At 46.6% G+C, this 18,070-nt stretch carries 15 protein-coding genes and 1 pseudogene; 13 read left to right on the top strand and 3 right to left on the bottom strand.

Annotation, left to right across the window (positions count from 1 at the left end; genetic code table 11):
- Together AB3329_RS10955 and AB3329_RS10950 are read left to right on the top strand one after the other, a co-directional pair.
- Positions 1 to 242: pseudogene (locus tag AB3329_RS10955) on the top strand (IS110 family transposase); the annotation flags it as partial.
- Between the two features lie 301 nt (positions 243 to 543).
- On the top strand, positions 544 to 1,059 hold the full coding sequence (locus tag AB3329_RS10950) for a DUF536 domain-containing protein (RefSeq protein WP_067064249.1): 516 nt from the start codon (positions 544 to 546) through the stop codon (positions 1,057 to 1,059).
- 386 nt (positions 1,060 to 1,445) lie between these two features.
- Here AB3329_RS10950 and AB3329_RS10945 read toward each other — a convergent pair whose 3' ends face one another.
- Together AB3329_RS10945 and AB3329_RS10940 are read right to left on the bottom strand one after the other, a co-directional pair.
- Positions 1,446 to 2,354 (bottom strand): CPBP family intramembrane glutamic endopeptidase, encoded by a 909-nt coding sequence (locus AB3329_RS10945; protein WP_368396169.1) that lies wholly within the window; start codon positions 2,352 to 2,354, stop codon positions 1,446 to 1,448.
- Between the two features lie 495 nt (positions 2,355 to 2,849).
- The gene (locus AB3329_RS10940) at positions 2,850 to 3,539 is read right to left on the bottom strand and encodes a CPBP family glutamic-type intramembrane protease (protein WP_368396167.1); all 690 of its coding nucleotides are present in this window, start codon (positions 3,537 to 3,539) and stop codon (positions 2,850 to 2,852) included.
- Positions 3,540 to 3,863: 324 nt separating this feature from the next.
- Here AB3329_RS10940 and AB3329_RS10935 point away from each other — a divergent pair, with 324 nt between their 5' ends.
- Both AB3329_RS10935 and AB3329_RS10930 read left to right on the top strand, forming a co-directional pair.
- Entirely contained in the window at positions 3,864 to 4,517 is a 654-nt protein-coding gene (locus AB3329_RS10935) for a response regulator transcription factor (protein ID WP_368396166.1), read from the top strand.
- On the top strand, positions 4,517 to 5,872 hold the full coding sequence (locus tag AB3329_RS10930; protein ID WP_368396164.1) for a sensor histidine kinase: 1,356 nt from the start codon (positions 4,517 to 4,519) through the stop codon (positions 5,870 to 5,872). The genes AB3329_RS10935 and AB3329_RS10930 overlap by 1 nt, the downstream gene beginning before the upstream one ends.
- Before the next feature lie 108 nt (positions 5,873 to 5,980).
- Here the strand turns inward: AB3329_RS10930 and AB3329_RS10925 are convergent, their stop codons facing one another.
- Positions 5,981 to 6,280 carry a YbaB/EbfC family nucleoid-associated protein gene (locus AB3329_RS10925; RefSeq protein WP_368396162.1) on the bottom strand — a complete coding sequence of 100 codons (300 nt, stop codon included), beginning with the start codon at positions 6,278 to 6,280 and terminating at the stop codon, positions 5,981 to 5,983.
- 365 nt (positions 6,281 to 6,645) lie between these two features.
- Between AB3329_RS10925 and AB3329_RS10920 the strand changes: the two genes are divergently transcribed.
- From AB3329_RS10920 to AB3329_RS10880, 9 genes are all read left to right on the top strand, one after another.
- Complete coding sequence (locus AB3329_RS10920; RefSeq protein ID WP_067064223.1) at positions 6,646 to 6,936, top strand: WXG100 family type VII secretion target; 291 nt, start codon at positions 6,646 to 6,648, stop codon at positions 6,934 to 6,936.
- A gap of 81 nt (positions 6,937 to 7,017) precedes the next feature.
- The gene (gene esaA / locus AB3329_RS10915) at positions 7,018 to 9,948 is read left to right on the top strand and encodes a type VII secretion protein EsaA (RefSeq protein WP_368396161.1); all 2,931 of its coding nucleotides are present in this window, start codon (positions 7,018 to 7,020) and stop codon (positions 9,946 to 9,948) included.
- A gap of 2 nt (positions 9,949 to 9,950) precedes the next feature.
- Entirely contained in the window at positions 9,951 to 10,406 is a 456-nt protein-coding gene (gene essA / locus AB3329_RS10910) for a type VII secretion protein EssA (protein WP_368396159.1), read from the top strand.
- 411 nt (positions 10,407 to 10,817) lie between these two features.
- Entirely contained in the window at positions 10,818 to 11,060 is a 243-nt protein-coding gene (locus AB3329_RS10905; RefSeq protein ID WP_368396158.1) for an EsaB/YukD family protein, read from the top strand.
- Positions 11,061 to 12,293, top strand: a complete 1,233-nt coding sequence (gene essB, locus AB3329_RS10900) for a type VII secretion protein EssB (protein ID WP_368396156.1) — start codon at positions 11,061 to 11,063, stop codon at positions 12,291 to 12,293.
- Positions 12,294 to 12,302: 9 nt separating this feature from the next.
- On the top strand, positions 12,303 to 16,739 hold the full coding sequence (gene essC / locus AB3329_RS10895; protein WP_368396154.1) for a type VII secretion protein EssC: 4,437 nt from the start codon (positions 12,303 to 12,305) through the stop codon (positions 16,737 to 16,739).
- Positions 16,736 to 17,089, top strand: a complete 354-nt coding sequence (locus tag AB3329_RS10890) for a TIGR04197 family type VII secretion effector (RefSeq protein WP_368396152.1) — start codon at positions 16,736 to 16,738, stop codon at positions 17,087 to 17,089. Before essC ends, AB3329_RS10890 begins: the two co-directional genes overlap by 4 nt.
- Before the next feature lies 1 nt (position 17,090).
- Positions 17,091 to 17,468 carry a hypothetical protein gene (locus AB3329_RS10885; protein ID WP_368396151.1) on the top strand — a complete coding sequence of 126 codons (378 nt, stop codon included), beginning with the start codon at positions 17,091 to 17,093 and terminating at the stop codon, positions 17,466 to 17,468.
- Positions 17,461 to 18,070 (top strand): T7SS effector LXG polymorphic toxin (locus AB3329_RS10880; RefSeq protein WP_368396149.1); only part of this gene is annotated, 610 nt, incomplete at its 3' end. The genes AB3329_RS10885 and AB3329_RS10880, both read left to right, overlap by 8 nt.

The raw sequence follows: 18,070 nt of genomic DNA, 5'->3' as shown, positions 1-18,070 counted from the left end.
CTGACCTTGTCAAACGAGGCAATCGCTATCTCCGTTATTACTTAGTTGAAGCCGCCAACTCGGTGAGGCGCTATGATGACGAATACAAAGCCTTTTACAAGAAGAAGTATCAAGAAGTTCCTAAACACCAACACAAACGAGCCATCGTCTTAACCGCTAGAAAATTTGTGCGTCTGGTGGATGCGCTACTACGCAACCGCCAACTCTATACGCCACCAAGGAGGCCTATGCAAGATAGCTAGTATCTGCACATGTCCTTGGTCAAGCTAGTGAAAAATGTCATTTTTCGCTAGGTGTTTTTAGTGCACCCTAGTTTACTGAAAGTTAACTAAAGTTTTGACAACTTTATCTTGACTTTTTACCACTAGACTATATACAACATACAACTATTCTTTTTTACTAGTATAGCATGTTTCTACGCTTTAAAACTACCATCTTTAGTTCTGATGTTTTGCTATAGGCTTTAAAAACTAAGGAAATTGACAGAAAAGCCCTATTATGTTACTATTTTATAAGACTATTCAGGAAAAAAAAGAGGATATTATGGCAATTGAAAAGACAGTTAGTGAGCTAGCTGAAATCTTGGGTGTCAGCCGTCAGGCGGTTAATAACCGTGTCAAGAATCTTCCTGCGGAAGATGTTGAAAAGAATGAAAAAGGGGTTACAGTTGTTAATCGCAGCGGTTTAATTAAACTTGAGGAAATTTATAAAAAAACCATCTTTGAAGACGAACCGATTGACGAGGAAACCAAGCAGCGCGAATTGCTGGAGATATTGGTTGATGAAAAAAATACGGAAATCACCCGTATGTATGAACAGCTAAAGGCCAAAGACGCTCAGATAGCAGCTAAAGATGAACAGCTCCGAATTAAAGATGTCCAAATTGCGGAGAAAGATAAGCAGCTGGATCAGCAGCAGCAGCTGACACTGGCTGCTATGGAAGACAGCAAGCAGCTTCAGCTGGAACTGGATGAAGCTAAAGCTGAAGTCGAAGAAATTCAGACCAAGCAGCAGACAGCTAAAAAAGGCTTCTTTGCCCGTCTTTTTGGCGGAAGTTAAGACCCGAAAAAGGGTCTTTTTTGCTTATCTCTAAACTGCAGCGGGTAATAAAGAGCCGAAATTTTCAGAATCGGACAGGATCAGCCTCCTTTACCGGCAGGAATAGTCAGCTATATTCTCTCTGCCGCTTTGGACTGATTCTTGAGCAGTCAAAAAGAGGCTGGGACAAAAGTTCCTGCCTCTTTAATTTTTTTAGATGGATGGGTTTGACGCAGTGGCTGATTGGACGTTCCTATCCCTTGTCGAGCAAGGGATAGCGACCTCCCTAATCAACTGTGCGGAGGTGGGACAGCAGAATCGAAATCGGCATTTTGTGACGATTTACCGATTTTTGTCCCACTTTCTTTTTTTGCTTGTTTTAGGAGCTGCCCCGAACAGGCCGCTGTTTATTCTTCTAACATTGAAACCCTTTGACGGACTTTTTCAGCTGCCGGCTGATCTTTTTTTAGAAACAAATCATAAGCCAGCAGCAAAATAAAAATAATCTGCACAAGAATGCTGATAAGACTGCCTTCAACTCCAAAGTTGCCGCCTGACAGCCAGTCGGGTCCCTGCTGGCTCACTTTGATTAAGGCTGTGCCGGCTGAGCTGCCGCTGACAGGAAAAGAGAAAACGTTTCCCTGGAAACAGTTCCAAGCTGCATGCAAACCGCTTATCCCCCAAATACTGCCGGTTTTTAGCAGGTAAAGTGAAGCTAAAATGCCAAATACAACTAAATCCAAGACAGGAAGAAGACTTAAACCGTCATTACCCATATGAATAGCAGCAAAAAAGAGGGAAGAGGCAATAACTGCCGTAACGATTTTATGCTTAACCGCTATCGAAGTAAAAAACCAGCCTCGAACCAGTGTTTCTTCAGCATGTCCTTGAACAGACCAAGCCGGAATAAGCACTAAAAGCTGGCAAAAGGTCTTGACAGAAAGACTGCTGATTTCAAATGTCACGCCGCCCAGAAGTGCCATAATCAGGACACACAGGCTTAACAGGCCGGCCCCCAAAATCCAGCCCCAGATAAAATCTTTAAGAGCCTTTCTTTTGGAAAAGCCAAAGCCCTGCCAGGGGCTGCCCTCAATTAGCCGTGTCCAGCAAATAACAATCAGTGTGATAAAAATAAAGCCAAATAATTCAAGTATAAACGTGAGATTTTCTGTTTTAGGCAGCACTGAGGAAAAATAAACTGCAAAAAGCGCAGCGATTCCTTCTGCGATAAACAGGATAATGGTTCCGATTATAGGAGCAAGGATTAAACCGCAGTTAAAGCGAGACTGCGATTTAGCCTGAAAAAGCGGCAGCATAACAATTCCTCCCTAACACAAGATACAAAGCCCGTTAAAAGAGCAAAGCAAAAATAGGAGACTGGACGAAGAGCTGCAAGGCTCTAGGACAGGCTATCTTTTTTGCACAGCTCTTAGGGCATGTTCAATTCACAAGATACAAAGCCCGTTAAGAGAGCAAAGCAAAAATGACGGTAAGCCAGAAATCTTTGATTTCGTAGGCGCACCTCTGCCAGGACGGCTAGAAGGGTGCGGTCGGCTGCTAAGACGACAAAGCCTTCAGACGGCTACGGCTAGTGGTAACTAGGTAACGATACAGATTTCCAATCTCCTCACACTCCCTTTTCTGGGTTCGGACTGAAATCATCCACTGGATGATTTCACTGCACAGCTCTTAGCCCGTGTTCAATTCACAAGATACAAAGGCCGTGAAAAACGCAAATGGAAAATGGCTGGATAATAAGGACATCAGCGCTCAGCCTGACTGGTTCTTTTTCTGCTAAAAATTTGCTTTCCTTAAAAGAGGAGTAGGAGTGACAGACCGACAATATCGGCAATACTGTGGGCCAGAAAGAAGGGCAGCAGATTAGGTTTTTTCATCTTTCTGTAGAGGACAAAAAAGATAGTTCCCAGTAAAAAGCCTAAACCTATGGCAGTTGTCATACCTTGGTATGTATGAAAGCTGAAGCGGATAAACAGTGAGAAAAGAAAGGACCATTTGATAAATTTAGGTTTAACCGCCAAACAAATGCCTAAAAAGAAAATTTCTTCGTAAAAACCGTTCATCAGTGAATACAGTACCAATGACAGGTCAGCTTCTTTTAAAATCTCAAAGACGCTGGGTGTTGACGGCTGAAGCAGGGACCAGGTAAGGGACATGAAAAGATCCATAGCTGCAGCTGCCAGACAAAATATGGCAAGAACCTGTAGGGGAAGAAACAGAGTCCATTTTATCTGCTTTGTCCAAATTGAAAAATCAAAATTTCGCAATAGAAGATAGGTAAAAGCTAAACCAAGCCAGATTAGCTGGCTGGCTAAAGCCTGATAATTTTGCAAAGCAGAGAAGGTCACATTGTTTTGAATCGCCTGGAGATTGTCGCCTGTTGTCAGATACTGAACAGTTGAGCTGTAAATAGCAGGACCAAACATAATAGCTGTCAGCGCTAATAGGTCAAACCAACGGAGCTGTTTTAATTTATTAGTCATAGTCAAACCCTCTGTCACCGGCTTTCTAATGAAAAGCCGCCCTTTTTTATTGATATTAAGCTTACTGCTTAAGGATTTTTCACTTTTTAAATATGATAAAGCCTTTTAACCGCTGCTTATTTAATTTTATCTTAACATCACTGTCTGTTAACTGCGTATTGCTTATCTGTTTTTTGTCTGTTTTTTAAAAGAAGAAGACTGGACTTTTTCCTTTAAAATAAGGATTTTAGTCCCGACAGACAGCTCCCTGTCCTTTTTATCCACTTGCCGGAAAGCTAAGTTTCTGCTTATAATAGAAGTAAAAAGAGAGTTTTGGAGGTTTTTATGGTAAAAATATTAGTTGTTGAAGACGATTCGGTCATCAATCAGGTAGTCAGTGAATTTTTAAAAGAGCACCACTATCAAGTTGAGTCCGCTTTTGACGGCAAAGCAGCCTTAAACTCTTTTTACAGAGACCGTTTTGATTTGATTATTCTTGATATTATGATTCCTCATGTCAGCGGCTTGGAAGTGCTCAAAGAAATCCGCAAAAGTTCGGCAGTTCCGGTTATGATGCTGACAGCTATGGCAGATGAAGCGACTCAGCTGCTCAGTTTCAACCACCTCATCAGCGATTATGTCACCAAGCCTTTTTCACCTCTGATACTGATGAAACGAATCGAAAATATCCTGCGTGAAAAGTCAAACGCTGCTTCTATTATCATTAACGATATCACCATTTACCCTGAAGAAGGTTCTGTCTATCTTCTCGGGGAAGCCGTCAGTCTGACCAAAAAAGAGTATGATATTCTTTTGTTTTTGGCAGAAAGGCAGGGAAAAATTATCAGTCGCGACCTTTTGATGAACAGTATCTGGGGTTACAGTGAGTTAGACAGCCGTGTATTGGATAATCATGTTAAGAATTTACGAAAAAAGCTGCCCTCCCTTCCCTTGAAAACAGTTATCGGCCGAGGCTATCAGATTGAGAAGGTGTCATAATGGGAATTGTCCGTAAAAATTTTTTAATTGTCAGCCTGATGATTAGTGTCACCTTTCTTTTTCTGCTGGCTTTTCTTTATTTTGTTATGCCCATTTATTACAATGAGGCTAAAAAGCAAGAGCTCAGGCAGGATTTTATCAAGACTGTCAAAAGCATAGACGGTCTGTCAAGAGAAGAGGTGATTAAAAGGGTAGCTGCATCTGACCGAAATCAGGACAATATTTTATATGTTTTATTTGATGCATCCGGTCAGGTTGTTTACCCTAATTTATCAGATGCATCAGTCAGCAGTCAAGATCAAGAGTATATGGAAGAAGCAAGCTATGATGAGATAGGAGCATGGTCTGAACCCATCAAATTACAGGAAGGCGAAAGTCTGACCCTTCAAGCCGAGTACGGCTTTAATTCCCTCTCGGTCATCAGCCAGATTTTGCTAACCTTCTACCCCTTTGTTCTCCTGCTTGTCATTTCCCTTGCCGGTCTTGTCGCCTACATATACAGCCGCCTGTCCAACCGGCGGATAAGGGCCATTTCACAGACGGCCAGACAGATGCAGACACTGGATAAAGAGCTTAGCTGTCAGATAAAAGGCCGCGATGAAATAGCCACTCTGGCACAGGATGTGAATCATCTGTATGAAAAACTGCTAACCAGTATTGAAGAATTAAAACTGGAAAATGAGAGGACAGCTGAGCGCGAGCGGCAAAAATCGGAATTTCTGCGCATGAGCTCGCATGAATTAAAGACCCCTTTAGCCAGTCTCCTCGGTCTGGTTGAGGGCATGCTTTACAATGTCGGTGATTTCAAGAACCATGAAAAATACCTGCAGAAATGCCATATGATTTTGCAGGAGCAGTCTCAGTTGGTTGGAGACGTTTTAGAAGCGACTAATCTGGATTTGGCGATGACAAAAGCCTATGAAACTTTTTCCCTAACAGAAGAGCTCAGCCGCAATTTAGAGCCCTATCAAGTACTGGCTCAGCTCAACGATTACCAGTTTACAGCTGATTTGGCTCCTGTTACGGTGACAGCTGATTCTGTCTTTCTTTTAAAGGCTTTGAAGAACCTTTTGGACAATGCTTTTCGCTATACAAAAAAAGGCGGTTCGATTCGGCTGACATTAGATGAGAAGCAGTTCAGCATCGAAAATCAGGCTGAACACCTTTTAACAGAAGAAGAACTGGGACAGATTTTTCAGCCTTTTTACCGCCCTGATTTCAGCCGGAGCCGAAAAGACGGAGGGACAGGTATCGGCCTCTTTCTAGTTCAGCAAATTCTGGACAAACACGGCTTTGCCTACACATTTGAAAGAACAGCCAGTCAGACCATGCGCTTTACAATTCATTTTTCCTAAAAAACAAAAAGAGAGTGTGACAAAATTCGGGCACTGCGTCAAGCTTATAGGCCTAAAAAAGCAAAACGAGGCTGGGACAAAAGTCCAGCCTCGTTTTGCTTGTGTTTTTTAAAAAGGAAGTTTGCCGGCAAACTGTCCCATCGATTTTTGGGTGGCGTCCTCTATTTGTTTAAGGGCGTCATTGACTGCCTGGCTGGTCATATCTGCCAGTGTCTCAATATCATCAGGGTCAACCACTGCTTCTTTGAAGTCAATAGAAAGCAGCTTTTTATCGCCCGTAAAAGTAGCCACAACCAACTCCTGAGCCGATTTACCGACAAATGTTGTCTTGGCTAATTCCGCCTGCTTGGTCTCCATCTGCTTTTGCAGCTTTTGAGCCTGTTTCATCATATTTTGCATGTTCATCATATCGCTTTTCTCCTTTTTATATCAAGCCCATCACCTTGTCTGTTTTGCTGTTTGAGGGGCAAGCACATTTAGACTGCCCAACGGCCGCTGCTTCATTTCCTCATTGGTGAGTATGAATTTTTAGCGTGCTGCTCAGACTATCACTAGTTCTGCGGTCAGGGTGATGTTTGCCTGTCTGATTCCATGACCAGTTACTACTATACCATATTATTTGCCGGCTGTCTTTTGATTGTGCTAAAGAAGTGAGAGGGCAGCAGGGAGCCTTTAAATTGCAAAAATGTAACAAATCAGTGTCAACCGTTTGACAATAAAATGCAATTCTGTTATAACAGCCTTATTAAATTAAAAAAATAGGAGATTTGTTTATGGTTCAAATTAAATTAACGCCAGAAGAACTGCGCTCACAAGCAACTAGCTACACTAACGGTGCGACATCAGTCCGCGATGTTTTGACAACACTGACAAACACACAAGCTGATATCGCAGCTAACTGGAGCGGTACTTCTTTTGACAGCTTTGATCAGCAGTTCAATGAATTATCGCCAAAAGTCAGCCAATTTGCTGATCTGTTAGATGAAATTAATCAGCAGTTAAACCAAGTTGCTACGACTATTGAAGACACTGATGCACAGATTGCATCGCAAATTCAGCAATAATTGTTAGGGTAACGCTTAATAAAGACTGGGACAGGTGTTTACCTGTTCCAGTTTTTTCGTATAAGGCAGCAAAAGATAAAGATGAACAAGAAATTTATAACCTATTTATTAAGTATTTTAGCGGTACTGGCCTTACTGGCTGCAGCAGCCGGACTCAACATGGCTGTTTGGCGCCAAAATGAAACAGCCAATCAGAAAACCAGCCAGCAAAGCAAACTGAATGTCGCTATTGTCAATGAAGACCGGGCGATTATGTCTACGGACGGTGTGCGCTACAGTCTGGGAGAAAGCTATATTAAGACAATCGAAAGAGACGACAGCCAAAATTGGTTTGTGGTCAGCCGCGGGACGGCAGACAGCGGTCTCAGAAGCGGGAAATATCATCTGGCGGTGACCATTCCCAGTGATTTTTCAAAGAAAGTCCTTGATATCAACAATGTCAATGTCGACCAAGTCAATGTCAAGTATGAAGTCAATGCTAACGGCAATCAGCAGCTGGAGACTGAAGCGGCTAAGCTGGGCAAGGACATTGTAGCTGACCTGAACAGCCAGCTGGTGGATATGTACATGGCCAGCATCCTGAGCAACCTCTATACGGCTCAGCTAAATATTCAGGCTATTACTGAAGAACAAAGCAGCAATGTCGGTGTTTACCGGGCCAATCTTTTGGGAGCAGCGACAGCCCTGCAGAATGGTTTTCCTATTCTGGTTTCCAGCTCAGGCAGCTCTCTGACCGCTAATGAGGCCTTGGTGCAGACCCTGCGCAGTTCAGCAGAACTCTTTGGAAACTTGGATACTTCTCAGCAAAGTTTTAACGGCAACTTGAACAGTCTGGTTGAGCAAAGGGCACAAGATCAAATCTCATACGGAGAATTTGTAACAGCCTTAATGGAAATGAACCGTGAGGTGCTCTCAGGGCAAATCACAACGCTCTTAAATACTTTGCAAAAAGTACAGGGAGACCTGAGCAGCCAGATTCAGGCTGCCAGCGATGCGCTGCCTGCAAATGGAGGAGCAGTGACTGCACCTGCCAGCAGTGTCAGTGTCACCAGTCTGGATGAAGCTATTGCCAGCCTGAAAGAAGCACTGGCAACAGAGCAAACCAATATCAGCAGTGCTAAAAATGATATCAGCAGCTTTGTCGAATCTTATTTGAAAACAACTTATCAAAAGGACACTGCTGATTTAACACTCTTTGATCTTTTGAAACCGGCTGGAATGACCGACCAGCTCACCAGTGCTATTGATAACTTGCCAGCAGCTGACAGTACGGGGATTAATGATTTAATCAGTGACATGACAGTTCTTGACGGCGATGCGGCTGACAGTGTCCATGCCTTCAACATCGGTCAGGCTGCCGTTTACAACTCAACTCCGACAGGCAATGCGACTTTGCGGCAGGAGTTGACTGATGCCAAAAAGGACCTGGAAGACAGAAAGAATGACTATGAGACAGTATCAGTCAGCCAAACCAGCTCGCTCTCTGCCAAGGTCAGCATTGTGGTTCCCAGCCATATCACTCTGAACAGCTGGTCGCTCAACGGAGAAAATAAGGGGACTGCGACTCAGGATGTTGATGTGGACTTGAGCGATTCCGGAAACAGCTTTAGTTTCGACTATACTTATAATGATAATATTCCTTCCGATACTTCCGAAAGCATTCAGATTGTGATTAACGGCATCAGCGTTGCCAGCCTGGCAACGGAAGAAGAAGCTTACCGAAAAGCAGAGGCGGCCTATGCCCGTAAGGTTGAGGAAATTAACGGGGAATACGATAAAGTCAACACTTTGATGGCTGTGTTCGGGCAAAATGCCAAGGATCTGATGACCAAGCTTCTGGCCGATGCTATTGATGCCAATTTATCCGGCATCAGCGACAGCGGACTGCAGCAAAAAATACAGGATTTAGAAAGGCAGCGTAACAGCCTGGCTAGTCAGATTGCTGAAGTTCAAAAAACCAATGAAACGGTAACCACTAACATCAGCGATCAGCTGCAGGCACTTTCTGACTTGCAGAATCAGGTCAATAATGTCAGCACTCTGCAAAGTTCGGCTTCGGAAAAACTGTCTGCGTCTGACAGCAGCCTGACTTCCCTGAGTTCTGAACTGCAGTCGCTTCTGTCAGCGACAGCCAATGCCAAATCGTCATCGGATACTAATGTGACACAGGCCGACCAAGTCAACAGTGTGTTTGCTTCCTTTAATCAAAGTGTTGAATCAGCACAGAATGACAGTCAGAAGCTCTCTAAGGATGCCGAAGATTTGATGGTTGCCTTTAATGAAGAACTGGAGGAGAGCGGCGATTTTGTTGAAGCTTTCGTCAAGGTGTTAAACAACGCTTACAGCGATGGCGTAGCTAATGATGTGCTCTTGAAGTTCCTTTCCAATCCAGTCGGCGAGTCTTCCTCATCAGTCAAGGCTTCGGTCAATGTTTACCGTCCTTTCACTTGGATTTTACTGTTGGAAGTGGTGACATTCTTTATGGCTTATCTGTTTGCAAATTATAATGTGATTAAAAAAGCCAAAGACAAGTTTACCACAGACCGCTTGGCGCATACCGATATTTTAAATGTCGGGATTCTCAGCCTGCTAGCAGCTGCTATCGGGATTTTGCTGGGTATTCTGTCCGGCCGTCAGCTGGGAGTAAGCGCCGAACTGCTGCCTTCTTGGGTGCTTTTGGTGGCGCTCTTTAGTTTCCTGCTGACACAAGGACAGTACTTCCTGCTGAAAAACCTGAAAGCTGTCGGTATGGGGCTCATTCTCTTTATGATGATGAGTTTTGTCTACTTGTCCAATGCCATTGGGACAACAGTCGGATTGAGCCGGATTCTGGCCCTTCTGAAACGTTTCAACCCGCTTTCACTTTTGGAAGGCTATCTGTCGGCTTATTTTGACAGTTCTGCTGCAGGTCTTGCAGTCTTCCTGCTGCTGATTGCAGCGGTGCTGGCACTGACAGCAGTCAATGTCTTCTTTAGCTGGTCCTTTAATCTAAGGAAATGGTCTGAGGCGTAAACATGAAAAAAATTCTTTATTTAATGGGGGTATGGTTTTGCCTTTGGCTGGCCATACCCGCCTTTGCTTCTGATTTGAAGGATAACAGCCTGAAACTTGACAGCAGACGTATCGAGCAGGAAGAAGAGCAGGCCTTCTATCAGCAGTCAGAAATTCTGGCTTCGCTCTTTTCTGAAGCCGATACGCAAAAGTTAAAGGAAGTAAAGGAAACCTGGTCCGATGAGCTGGACAGCCGTCTGGCCCAGCTTTTTGCTCAAAAGCAGGAAAAGACAGATATCTATCAGCTGAACAGCCTGTTTGCTGACGGGGATTCCAACCGCTATGCCACAAAGCTGGATGCTGACAGCCAGACCAAGGAAAGTCCGGCAGGCTATCTCTACAGTGCTGTCTGCCTGCTGCTTGTCGGCGGAGCCGGTCTTCTGAGTTTTCTGGCAAGCAAGGAAGAGCAGCCGGACTGACCTGCTAAAAAAGGGGGGGAGCGCAGCTCCCTTGGTTCTGTCCGAATGCGAATAAATAAGAAGTAAGTGATTGTTTCAAACATAGGAATGTGAAAAGGCTGGGCCCTTTGTATCTTGTTAATTGAACACGGGCTAAGCTCTTGGCAAAAAAGAGACGCAGTCGTAGGAAGCGTATGCTGACGTACGAATGTGGCTACTCTGTGAGTGCAGCCCTCTCTTGAGTCTTTAGTGACTCGGCGGTCAGGCTCCTATTTTTGCTGTGAGCTTAAACGCCCTTTGTATCTTGTTAATTGAACACGCCCTAAGAGCTGTGCAAAAAAGATAGCCTGTCCTAGAGCCTTGCGGCTCTTCGTCCAGTCTCCTATTTTTGCTTTGCTCTTTTAACGGGCTTTGTATCTTGTTGTTGGTGGTGTGATGGATCATATTAATGTGAGTTTGGTTTGGCAGGGGAAGGTGATGGATATTCGGATTCCCCGAAAGATTGAGGTGGTTGAGCTCATTGAGGAGCTGGACAGTATTTTTGGTTATGAGAAGAAGCGCCGCAAGTATCAGCTGAGGGTCGTCAATAAGGGGCTGCTCTTGGATGAGGGGAAAAATTTGTCGGATTTTCCTGTGACAACGGGTGATGTGATTGACATTGAGGAGGTTTTGTAAGTGAGAGAGGTGCATCTTGATTTTTTGGAGCAGGCATTTATTTATCACAAAGATGACAGTCAGTGGCAGCTGACCTTGAAGCGGTCAGATGTGGCCAGTCAGACTTTGGAGGAGCTGGTGCTTTTGGACTTGCACCATCCTCTATTTTTGGAGCAGACAACGGTTTTTGATGATGATGATATTACCTTTACTTATGCTCTGCCCAAGGACGGTCTCAGTTATGAGGCGGTAAAGAAACGCTTGATGTCTGAACGCCTGCGTTTGGCTCTTAATCTTTTGGATCTGGAGCAGGCGCTCAGCCTGCCGGTGACCTTTTTTCTGCATCCGGAAAATCTGTTCATTACCAAAGACCAGCAGCTCAAAATCGCTTATCGGGGGCTTCCTGAAATCATGGTGCCTTCTCAGATGGGCAGGCCGGACTTTGTCAAGCAGGCTAAATGCTATATTATCAGCCTTTTTACCGAGCATGATTTTCTGGCTCTCTATAATGGGGCTTTGGATGTCGTCGAACTGCCGGACTTTCTAAAGGCTTTGCGGCCTCTGCAGACTGTTGCGGAACTTCGCTCGGAGCTGGAGACCAGCTACCGCCAGCGGCTGCAGCAGGAAGGGGGAAGCCTTGTTCTGGTCAATAAGTCCCGTCACAAACTCTACAAGTATGCCTCGATCTGGCTGACAGCCGGTTTGATTATGCTGCTTTTGCCTCTAACTTACTTGGTTTTTGTCCGCAATCCTTTCAAAGAAAAAATGCTGGAAGCCGATACGGCTTTTATCAAGCTGGACTACTCGGGTGTAATCGATAAGCTGAAAGATGTCGATCTGGGCTCTCTTCCTTATACGCAGAAGTACGAGCTGGCTTATGCCTATATTCAGGTGCTGAAACTTTCAGACGATCAGCGGCAGATTATCCTGAACAATGTCAGTCTGAAATCAGATGAACTCTATCTGGACTACTGGATTGAGAGCGGCCGTGAACGCAATGATGAGGCTATTGATATTGCAAAGCGCTTGGATGATTCGGATTTGATTATCTATGGTTTGGTGCAAAAGATTCAGGAAGTCCGCAATGATGACAGCCTGTCCGGAAGCGAGCGCGAAGAGGAGCTTGGCACCCTCCAGTCGGAATATGAAAAATACTGGGAAGACCGGCAGACCAGTCTCAATGACGGTGATGATGCCAAGACTGCAGCCAGTGAGCAGGATTCGTCTCAGACGGCGGCTTCAAAAGAGGAATAAGGGGAGTTTATGACAAACGCTATTGCTATCTATACGGACCGTTATCGCTATAGCTTATCCCTGTCTGAGGGGCAGGAGGCTGTGCTGGCTTCGTCTGAGCCCTGTTCGGTTCTTATCAAGTCCTTAGCTGCGCCTGTGACCTTGCACTGCGATGAGCAGGGGCTGACTTATGTTTATGAGGGAAAGCGCGGCTCAGTTACTGACGGGCTGGAACTTGACGGGCTAACCTTTTACAGGGCAGACGGCGACCGGCAGGTTTACCATCTGCTGGACAAGCAGGAGCTCCTGGTTGGGGACCGTCCGGGGAGCGATCTCTATTTAAAGGACAGTCCTGCCGCTTTTTGGCTGCAGCGTAAGGAGCAGACTTGGGAGCTGCACCTCCTGTCAGGTGAGCTTTATCTCAATAACCAGCGCCTGAGCTTAAAGGTACGGGAGCTGGCTTTGGGGGATGAACTGAGTATGGCTGGGCTCTTCATCAAGGTCTATGATGAAGAGCTGTGGGTGAAGGGGGCCTTTCAGGTTTCAGAGGCTCTGGCTGCTATGCCGCAGTCCCATTATGGTTTTTATGAGGGCTATCCGGACTACCACCGTTCGCCCCGCATCATCTACCGGAGCTCGGAAGATCCGGTGACCATCAATGCGCCGGAAAAGGAGCCTAAAAAGCCGGAAGACGGGCTTTTGCGCCTGATTCTGCCGCCCTTGGTTATGGTGTCGCTCTTGATTGTCATCTCTATCATTCAGCCTCGTGGGATCTATATCATCATCACTATGGCCATGTCCACGGTGACGGTGATTTTTGCCATAAGCAACTACTTTAAAAGACGCCGGCAGTATAAACGGGATAAGAGAGACCGGGTCGCCCACTACCAGCGCTACTTATCCGATAAGGCCGTGGAGCTGGAAGGCTTAGCCAGAAGCCAGCGTCAGGGCCAGTTCTATCACTATCCGGATCCGGTAACGCTGGACGATCTGGCGGCTCAGTACCATCACCGGATTTATGAAAAGACCCTGCAGCAGTTCGATGCCCTGCACTACCGTCTGGGTCTGGGCGAGGTGGCGACCAGCTATCCGCTCAAGTACAGTCAGACGGAGCGGAGCGGTCAGACCGACCCTCTGGAGGCGCAGGGCTATCAGCTTTATCAGAAGAGCCGCAGGCTGTCGGATATGCCCATTGTGGCTAATCTCATGCAGGGACCTGTGGGCTATACGGGTCCCAGAGCCTTAGTTTTGGAGCAGCTTCAGCTGATGGTGCGTCAGCTGGCCTTCTTTCACTCTTATCATGACCTGCAGTTTGTGGTGGTGCTTCCAGAAGACGAGGTGTCTGAGTGGTCCTGGCTGCGCTGGCTGCCGCATGCTAAGCTCCAGGCGCTCAATGTTCGGGGGCTGGTTTACAACCAGCGGACCCGGGATCAGGTCTTAACCAGTCTCAACCAGATTTTAAAGGTGCGCCACGGTCAACGTCACACAGAATCCCGAGAGCAGACGCTCTTTAGTCCGCACTATGTGGTTTTGGTGACGGATCGGACCTTAATCATGGATCATGTGATTATGGAGTTCTTCACAGAGGACCCGACGGCTCTGGGCTGTTCCTTGGTCTTTGTGGAGGACGTGCTGTCCAGCCTGTCGGAGAATGTGCAGACTATTGTCACCATCAAGGACCGCAACAGCGGGGAGCTGGTCTTGGAGGAAGGGGAACTCAGAGCCGTGCCGTTTGCTCTGGACCATTTTCCAGCGGGCTATGACAAGGAAGCCTTGTCCAGACGCTTAGCGCCTCTGAATCACCTGCAGAATCTGAAAGCCTCTATTCCGGAGACGGTCTCTTTCTTGGAGCTTTACGGTGTGGAGACAGTCAGTGAGTTAGGGATTGCCAAACGCTGGGCTTCGCATGCCCCTCACCGGACCTTATCGGTGCCTTTAGGGCTGCGGGGGCAGGAGGATGTGGTGGCTCTGGACCTGCATGAGCAGGCGCACGGGCCGCACGGTCTGATTGCCGGAACCACTGGTTCCGGGAAGTCGGAGCTGATTCAGTCTTATATTTTAAGCTTAGCGGTCAGCTTTCACCCTTATGATGTGGGCTTTCTCTTAATTGACTATAAGGGCGGCGGCATGGCCAACCTCTTTAAAGACCTGCCGCATCTTTTAGGGACCATTACCAATCTGGACGGGGCTCAGTCCAGGCGGGCCTTGATTGCCATCGATGCGGAGCTGAAGCGCCGGCAGCGGCTGTTCAGCCAGTACGGGGTCAATCATATCAATGCCTATCAGAAGCTTTTTAAGGAGGGGGAAGCGAAGGAACCCTTGCCTCACCTCTTTCTCATCAGTGACGAGTTTGCGGAGCTGAAGGCCAACCAGTCGGACTTCATGGATGATTTGGTGTCGACGGCCCGTTTGGGGCGGTCTTTGGGGGTGCATTTAATCCTAGCGACCCAGAAACCGTCAGGGGTGGTCAACGATCAGATTTGGTCCAATGCCCGCTTTAAGATTGCCTTGAAGGTGGCCAACCGTCAGGATTCGACGGAGATGCTCAAGACACCGGATGCGGCGGAGATTACCCAGACCGGCCGGGCTTACTTACAGGTGGGCAACAACGAAGTGTATGAGCTCTTTCAGTCAGCCTGGTCAGGTGCTGCCTATCAGCCGGAGAAGGCGGCACAGGGGATTGCGGACCAGACCATTTATGCCATCAATGCTTTGGGGCAGTATGAGCTTTTAAATCAGGATTTATCCGGTTTAGACGGTGCCCAGAGCATCGAGGAGGTGCCGACGGAGCTGGAGGCAGTGGTGGCTGAAATCGGTTCTGTAGCGGCTAGGGAGCACATTGGTGAGCTGACCAAACCTTGGCTGCCGCCCTTAGAAGAGCGGATTTATGCGCAGGACTTACGGCCGGGTTTCTTTAAGGAACATTGGCAAGAGGAAAAGGCGAGTCTGTCGGCTTTACTGGGCTTTGTCGATTTGCCACGTCTGCAGACTCAGGAAATCATCAGCCACAACTTTGAGCGGCAGGGGAACCTTTTGATTTATTCAGGCCCTGGTATGGGGAAATCTACCCTGCTGCAGACCATGATTATGGATTTGGCTCAGCAGCATACGCCTGAAAACGTCCAGTTTTACCTGTTTGACTTCGGTACCAATGGGCTCCTGCCGCTTCGGCGTCTGCCGCATGTGGCGGACAGTCTGTCTCTGGAAGATACGGAAAAATTACCGAAGTTTATGCGGCGGATTCGTGAGGAAATCGCTCGGAGGAAACGGCTGTTCAGCCGCTACAGTGCGGCAAACATGACCATGTATCGGCAGATGAGCGGCGACCGGCTGCCTTATGTCTTTCTGATGATAGACAGCTACGACAGTTTGAGAGAGGATACCGAAATCGGTCCCAATTTAGAAGGGACGATTCAGAGTGTGGCCCGCGATGGCAGCAGTTTAGGGATTTATGTGGTGATTACCGCCAGCCGTTCAGGGGTTATCCGACCGGCTCTGCTGGCTAATATGAAGAGCCGGCTGATCTTTAAGATGACCGATGAGAATGAGACCAAGACCTTAATGGGCCGTCATGATTACATCATGGAGGACCTTCCTGGCCGCGGCTTGATTCGTTATGATGGTCCGGAGGTCTTTCAGGCGGCCTTGCCTGCACGAGGGGAGGAACATTTTGAGCTGCTGGAGAATCTCCAGAGCTTAGTGGCTCAGATGGACAGCGCTTGGCAGGGCCCGCGTCCGCTTCCTATTCCTGTTGTGCCTGAGAAGCTGACTATGGAAGAGTTTCAAGAAAAGGCAAGTGTTCAGGAAGCTATTGCATCAGGTGAACTTCCAATAGGTTTAGATGTGATGACAGTAGAAAATATTGGGATTACTTTCGATACGCTGAAACAGCTCCTTTTTATCTCTGATAATAACAATGCTCTTGATCAAATAACGACTCACCTATTAGATATTTTTGCTATTTTCTCAAATGTCAAAGTGATGTTGTTAGATAGTGCTGTTCGATATGCCCAATACAGCCATCAGGTCGAAACCTATGTTAGCGATACAGATGAGCTGAAAGATATGAACGAACAGTTAATCTACCAAGTGAAGCACCGTCTAAAAAAACAAAAGAAAGAAGAATGGGCTATTATCATTCCTGATTTAGAAACTTATCTTGCGCTATCCAATGGCACGATAGAGCAATGGCAATTTTTATTGAGGGAAGCTCATAGAGCAGGACTGCGTTTTATTATTGGCGGTCTTTATCCCTATCTTGGACTTAAGGGAGATGCTATTCCAAAAGCCATGCGTCAAGAAGCTTCCCACTTTATTTTAGGTATGCGCTTGGCAGACCAAAATTTCTTAGATAGAGTGTATAATAGTAAAGAACCCCGTTTAGAAGCAGATGAGGTCTATCTGCATAATAGAAAACAATCTGTCAAACTCAAAATCATTAGTCAAGAAGGAGAAAAAATAGTATGACCATACAAAGTGATTCTTTAACAGCAGGTCAGTATGCAAATCAAATTACCAGCTCAGGCTATGGCCTCTCAGGTGTCGGGGAGGCTAGCAAAGACAGCGAGACCACGTTAAGTGGCAATTCTAATGCGCATTCTGCCATTGATTTGGATAATGCGACCAGCGGCCAGTTAGCCTCTGTTTTAAGCAGCTTTGTTGGTTTGGTTCACAGCACGGCCAGTGAGTTTGAGGCTACAGATGCCCTGCTCAGCCAACAGCTTGGGGCGTCTATTCCTGCGACAACATTACCGCCTTCCTCATCAAAAACTGGTGAAAATTTTGTTCTCAATACGCGTTTATTTGGAGGTGAGTAGGATGTCTGAAAAGAAGCGAACTTTAGCTGATGTAGAGCAAGATGAGCAGAAAACAGCCAAATCATTGGAAAACTTGGAAGTTGATGAAAAGCGGCTGGAACGCTTTGAGGAAGCGACAGAAAACAGTTTCGGCGAGACATTAGCGGAATTTAGGTGGTTAGGCGAATCACCGCTGAGCCGACAAGACCGCCAAGATTTAGACGATATGACTTTATCGTACGATCATACGAAACGCTTTGTCAGTGATGATTTGGCAGACTATCATGATAAACTGAAGAAACAGAAGGTTGCCTTAGAGAAAGAGCAAGATAAGCTGTCTGAGGAACGCCAGCGTTTACTTGCAGAAGAAGAAAAAGAAAAGGAGAAATCAGATGGTTAAGATGGCCCTAGGAAGTTCTGACAGCCAAGCGAGTTCGACCAGCAGCGCCTCGGCCAGCCGTATAGACGCCTACCAAACCGCGATAGGGAGTTTGGAGAGTTTTATGGGTGCTGGTAATTTACAGGGAGAAGCCTACAGCAGTGCCAAGAGCTATGCCGGCAATGTCTTAGTTCCCTTGTTTCGAGGGGCTATTCTGTTATCAGAAGGGGTGAATAGCGCCGTTAACCGCCTGCCCTCGGATTATCGAGGGGAAGTCGCCGATGAGAGTCTGGATTCAGAAGTGCTGGAACAAGAGATAGCGACCTATCAAGCGGCCTATAACCGCTCCAGTGAATGGCTTTCCCATGAGATGGCCAAAGAGGTTCTGAGTGAGAGCAGCATATTGCGGGCTCAGCAGTCGATGGCGCGCAACCTGTCAAAGGTTCAGGAGCTTCAGGAGAAGCTGGAGAAACTGATTACCTTTGATGGGAAGTCACCCAGTCTTTTCAGTGAGGTCGATAGCTTATACGCTGCAGTCTCTCAGGGGTTATCTCAGGTTAAGGAAGGATTTTCGTCCTTTTCAGGGAGCTTTAGTCTGCCGCCTAAGTCAGAGATGGCATGGG

Source organism: Streptococcus huangxiaojuni, from assembly GCF_040930515.1.
Taxonomy (GTDB): domain Bacteria; phylum Bacillota; class Bacilli; order Lactobacillales; family Streptococcaceae; genus Streptococcus; species Streptococcus huangxiaojuni.
The sequence above is the reverse complement of the archived record's forward strand: the minus strand, read 5'-3'. Positions and strand labels throughout refer to the sequence as shown.

What these genes read in the sequence shown, in the direction of transcription:
- AB3329_RS10950 (WP_067064249.1), top strand. Translation starts at nt 544, where the DNA reads ATGGCAATTGAAAAGACAGTTAGTGAGCTAGCTGAAATCTTGGGTGTC.
- AB3329_RS10945 (WP_368396169.1), bottom strand. Translation starts at nt 2,354, where the DNA reads ATGCTGCCGCTTTTTCAGGCTAAATCGCAGTCTCGCTTTAACTGCGGT.
- AB3329_RS10940 (WP_368396167.1), bottom strand. Translation starts at nt 3,539, where the DNA reads ATGACTAATAAATTAAAACAGCTCCGTTGGTTTGACCTATTAGCGCTG.
- AB3329_RS10935 (WP_368396166.1), top strand. Translation starts at nt 3,864, where the DNA reads ATGGTAAAAATATTAGTTGTTGAAGACGATTCGGTCATCAATCAGGTA.
- AB3329_RS10930 (WP_368396164.1), top strand. Translation starts at nt 4,517, where the DNA reads ATGGGAATTGTCCGTAAAAATTTTTTAATTGTCAGCCTGATGATTAGT.
- AB3329_RS10925 (WP_368396162.1), bottom strand. Translation starts at nt 6,280, where the DNA reads ATGATGAACATGCAAAATATGATGAAACAGGCTCAAAAGCTGCAAAAG.
- AB3329_RS10920 (WP_067064223.1), top strand. Translation starts at nt 6,646, where the DNA reads ATGGTTCAAATTAAATTAACGCCAGAAGAACTGCGCTCACAAGCAACT.
- esaA (WP_368396161.1), top strand. Translation starts at nt 7,018, where the DNA reads ATGAACAAGAAATTTATAACCTATTTATTAAGTATTTTAGCGGTACTG.
- essA (WP_368396159.1), top strand. Translation starts at nt 9,951, where the DNA reads ATGAAAAAAATTCTTTATTTAATGGGGGTATGGTTTTGCCTTTGGCTG.
- essC (WP_368396154.1), top strand. Translation starts at nt 12,303, where the DNA reads ATGACAAACGCTATTGCTATCTATACGGACCGTTATCGCTATAGCTTA.
- AB3329_RS10890 (WP_368396152.1), top strand. Translation starts at nt 16,736, where the DNA reads ATGACCATACAAAGTGATTCTTTAACAGCAGGTCAGTATGCAAATCAA.
- AB3329_RS10885 (WP_368396151.1), top strand. Translation starts at nt 17,091, where the DNA reads ATGTCTGAAAAGAAGCGAACTTTAGCTGATGTAGAGCAAGATGAGCAG.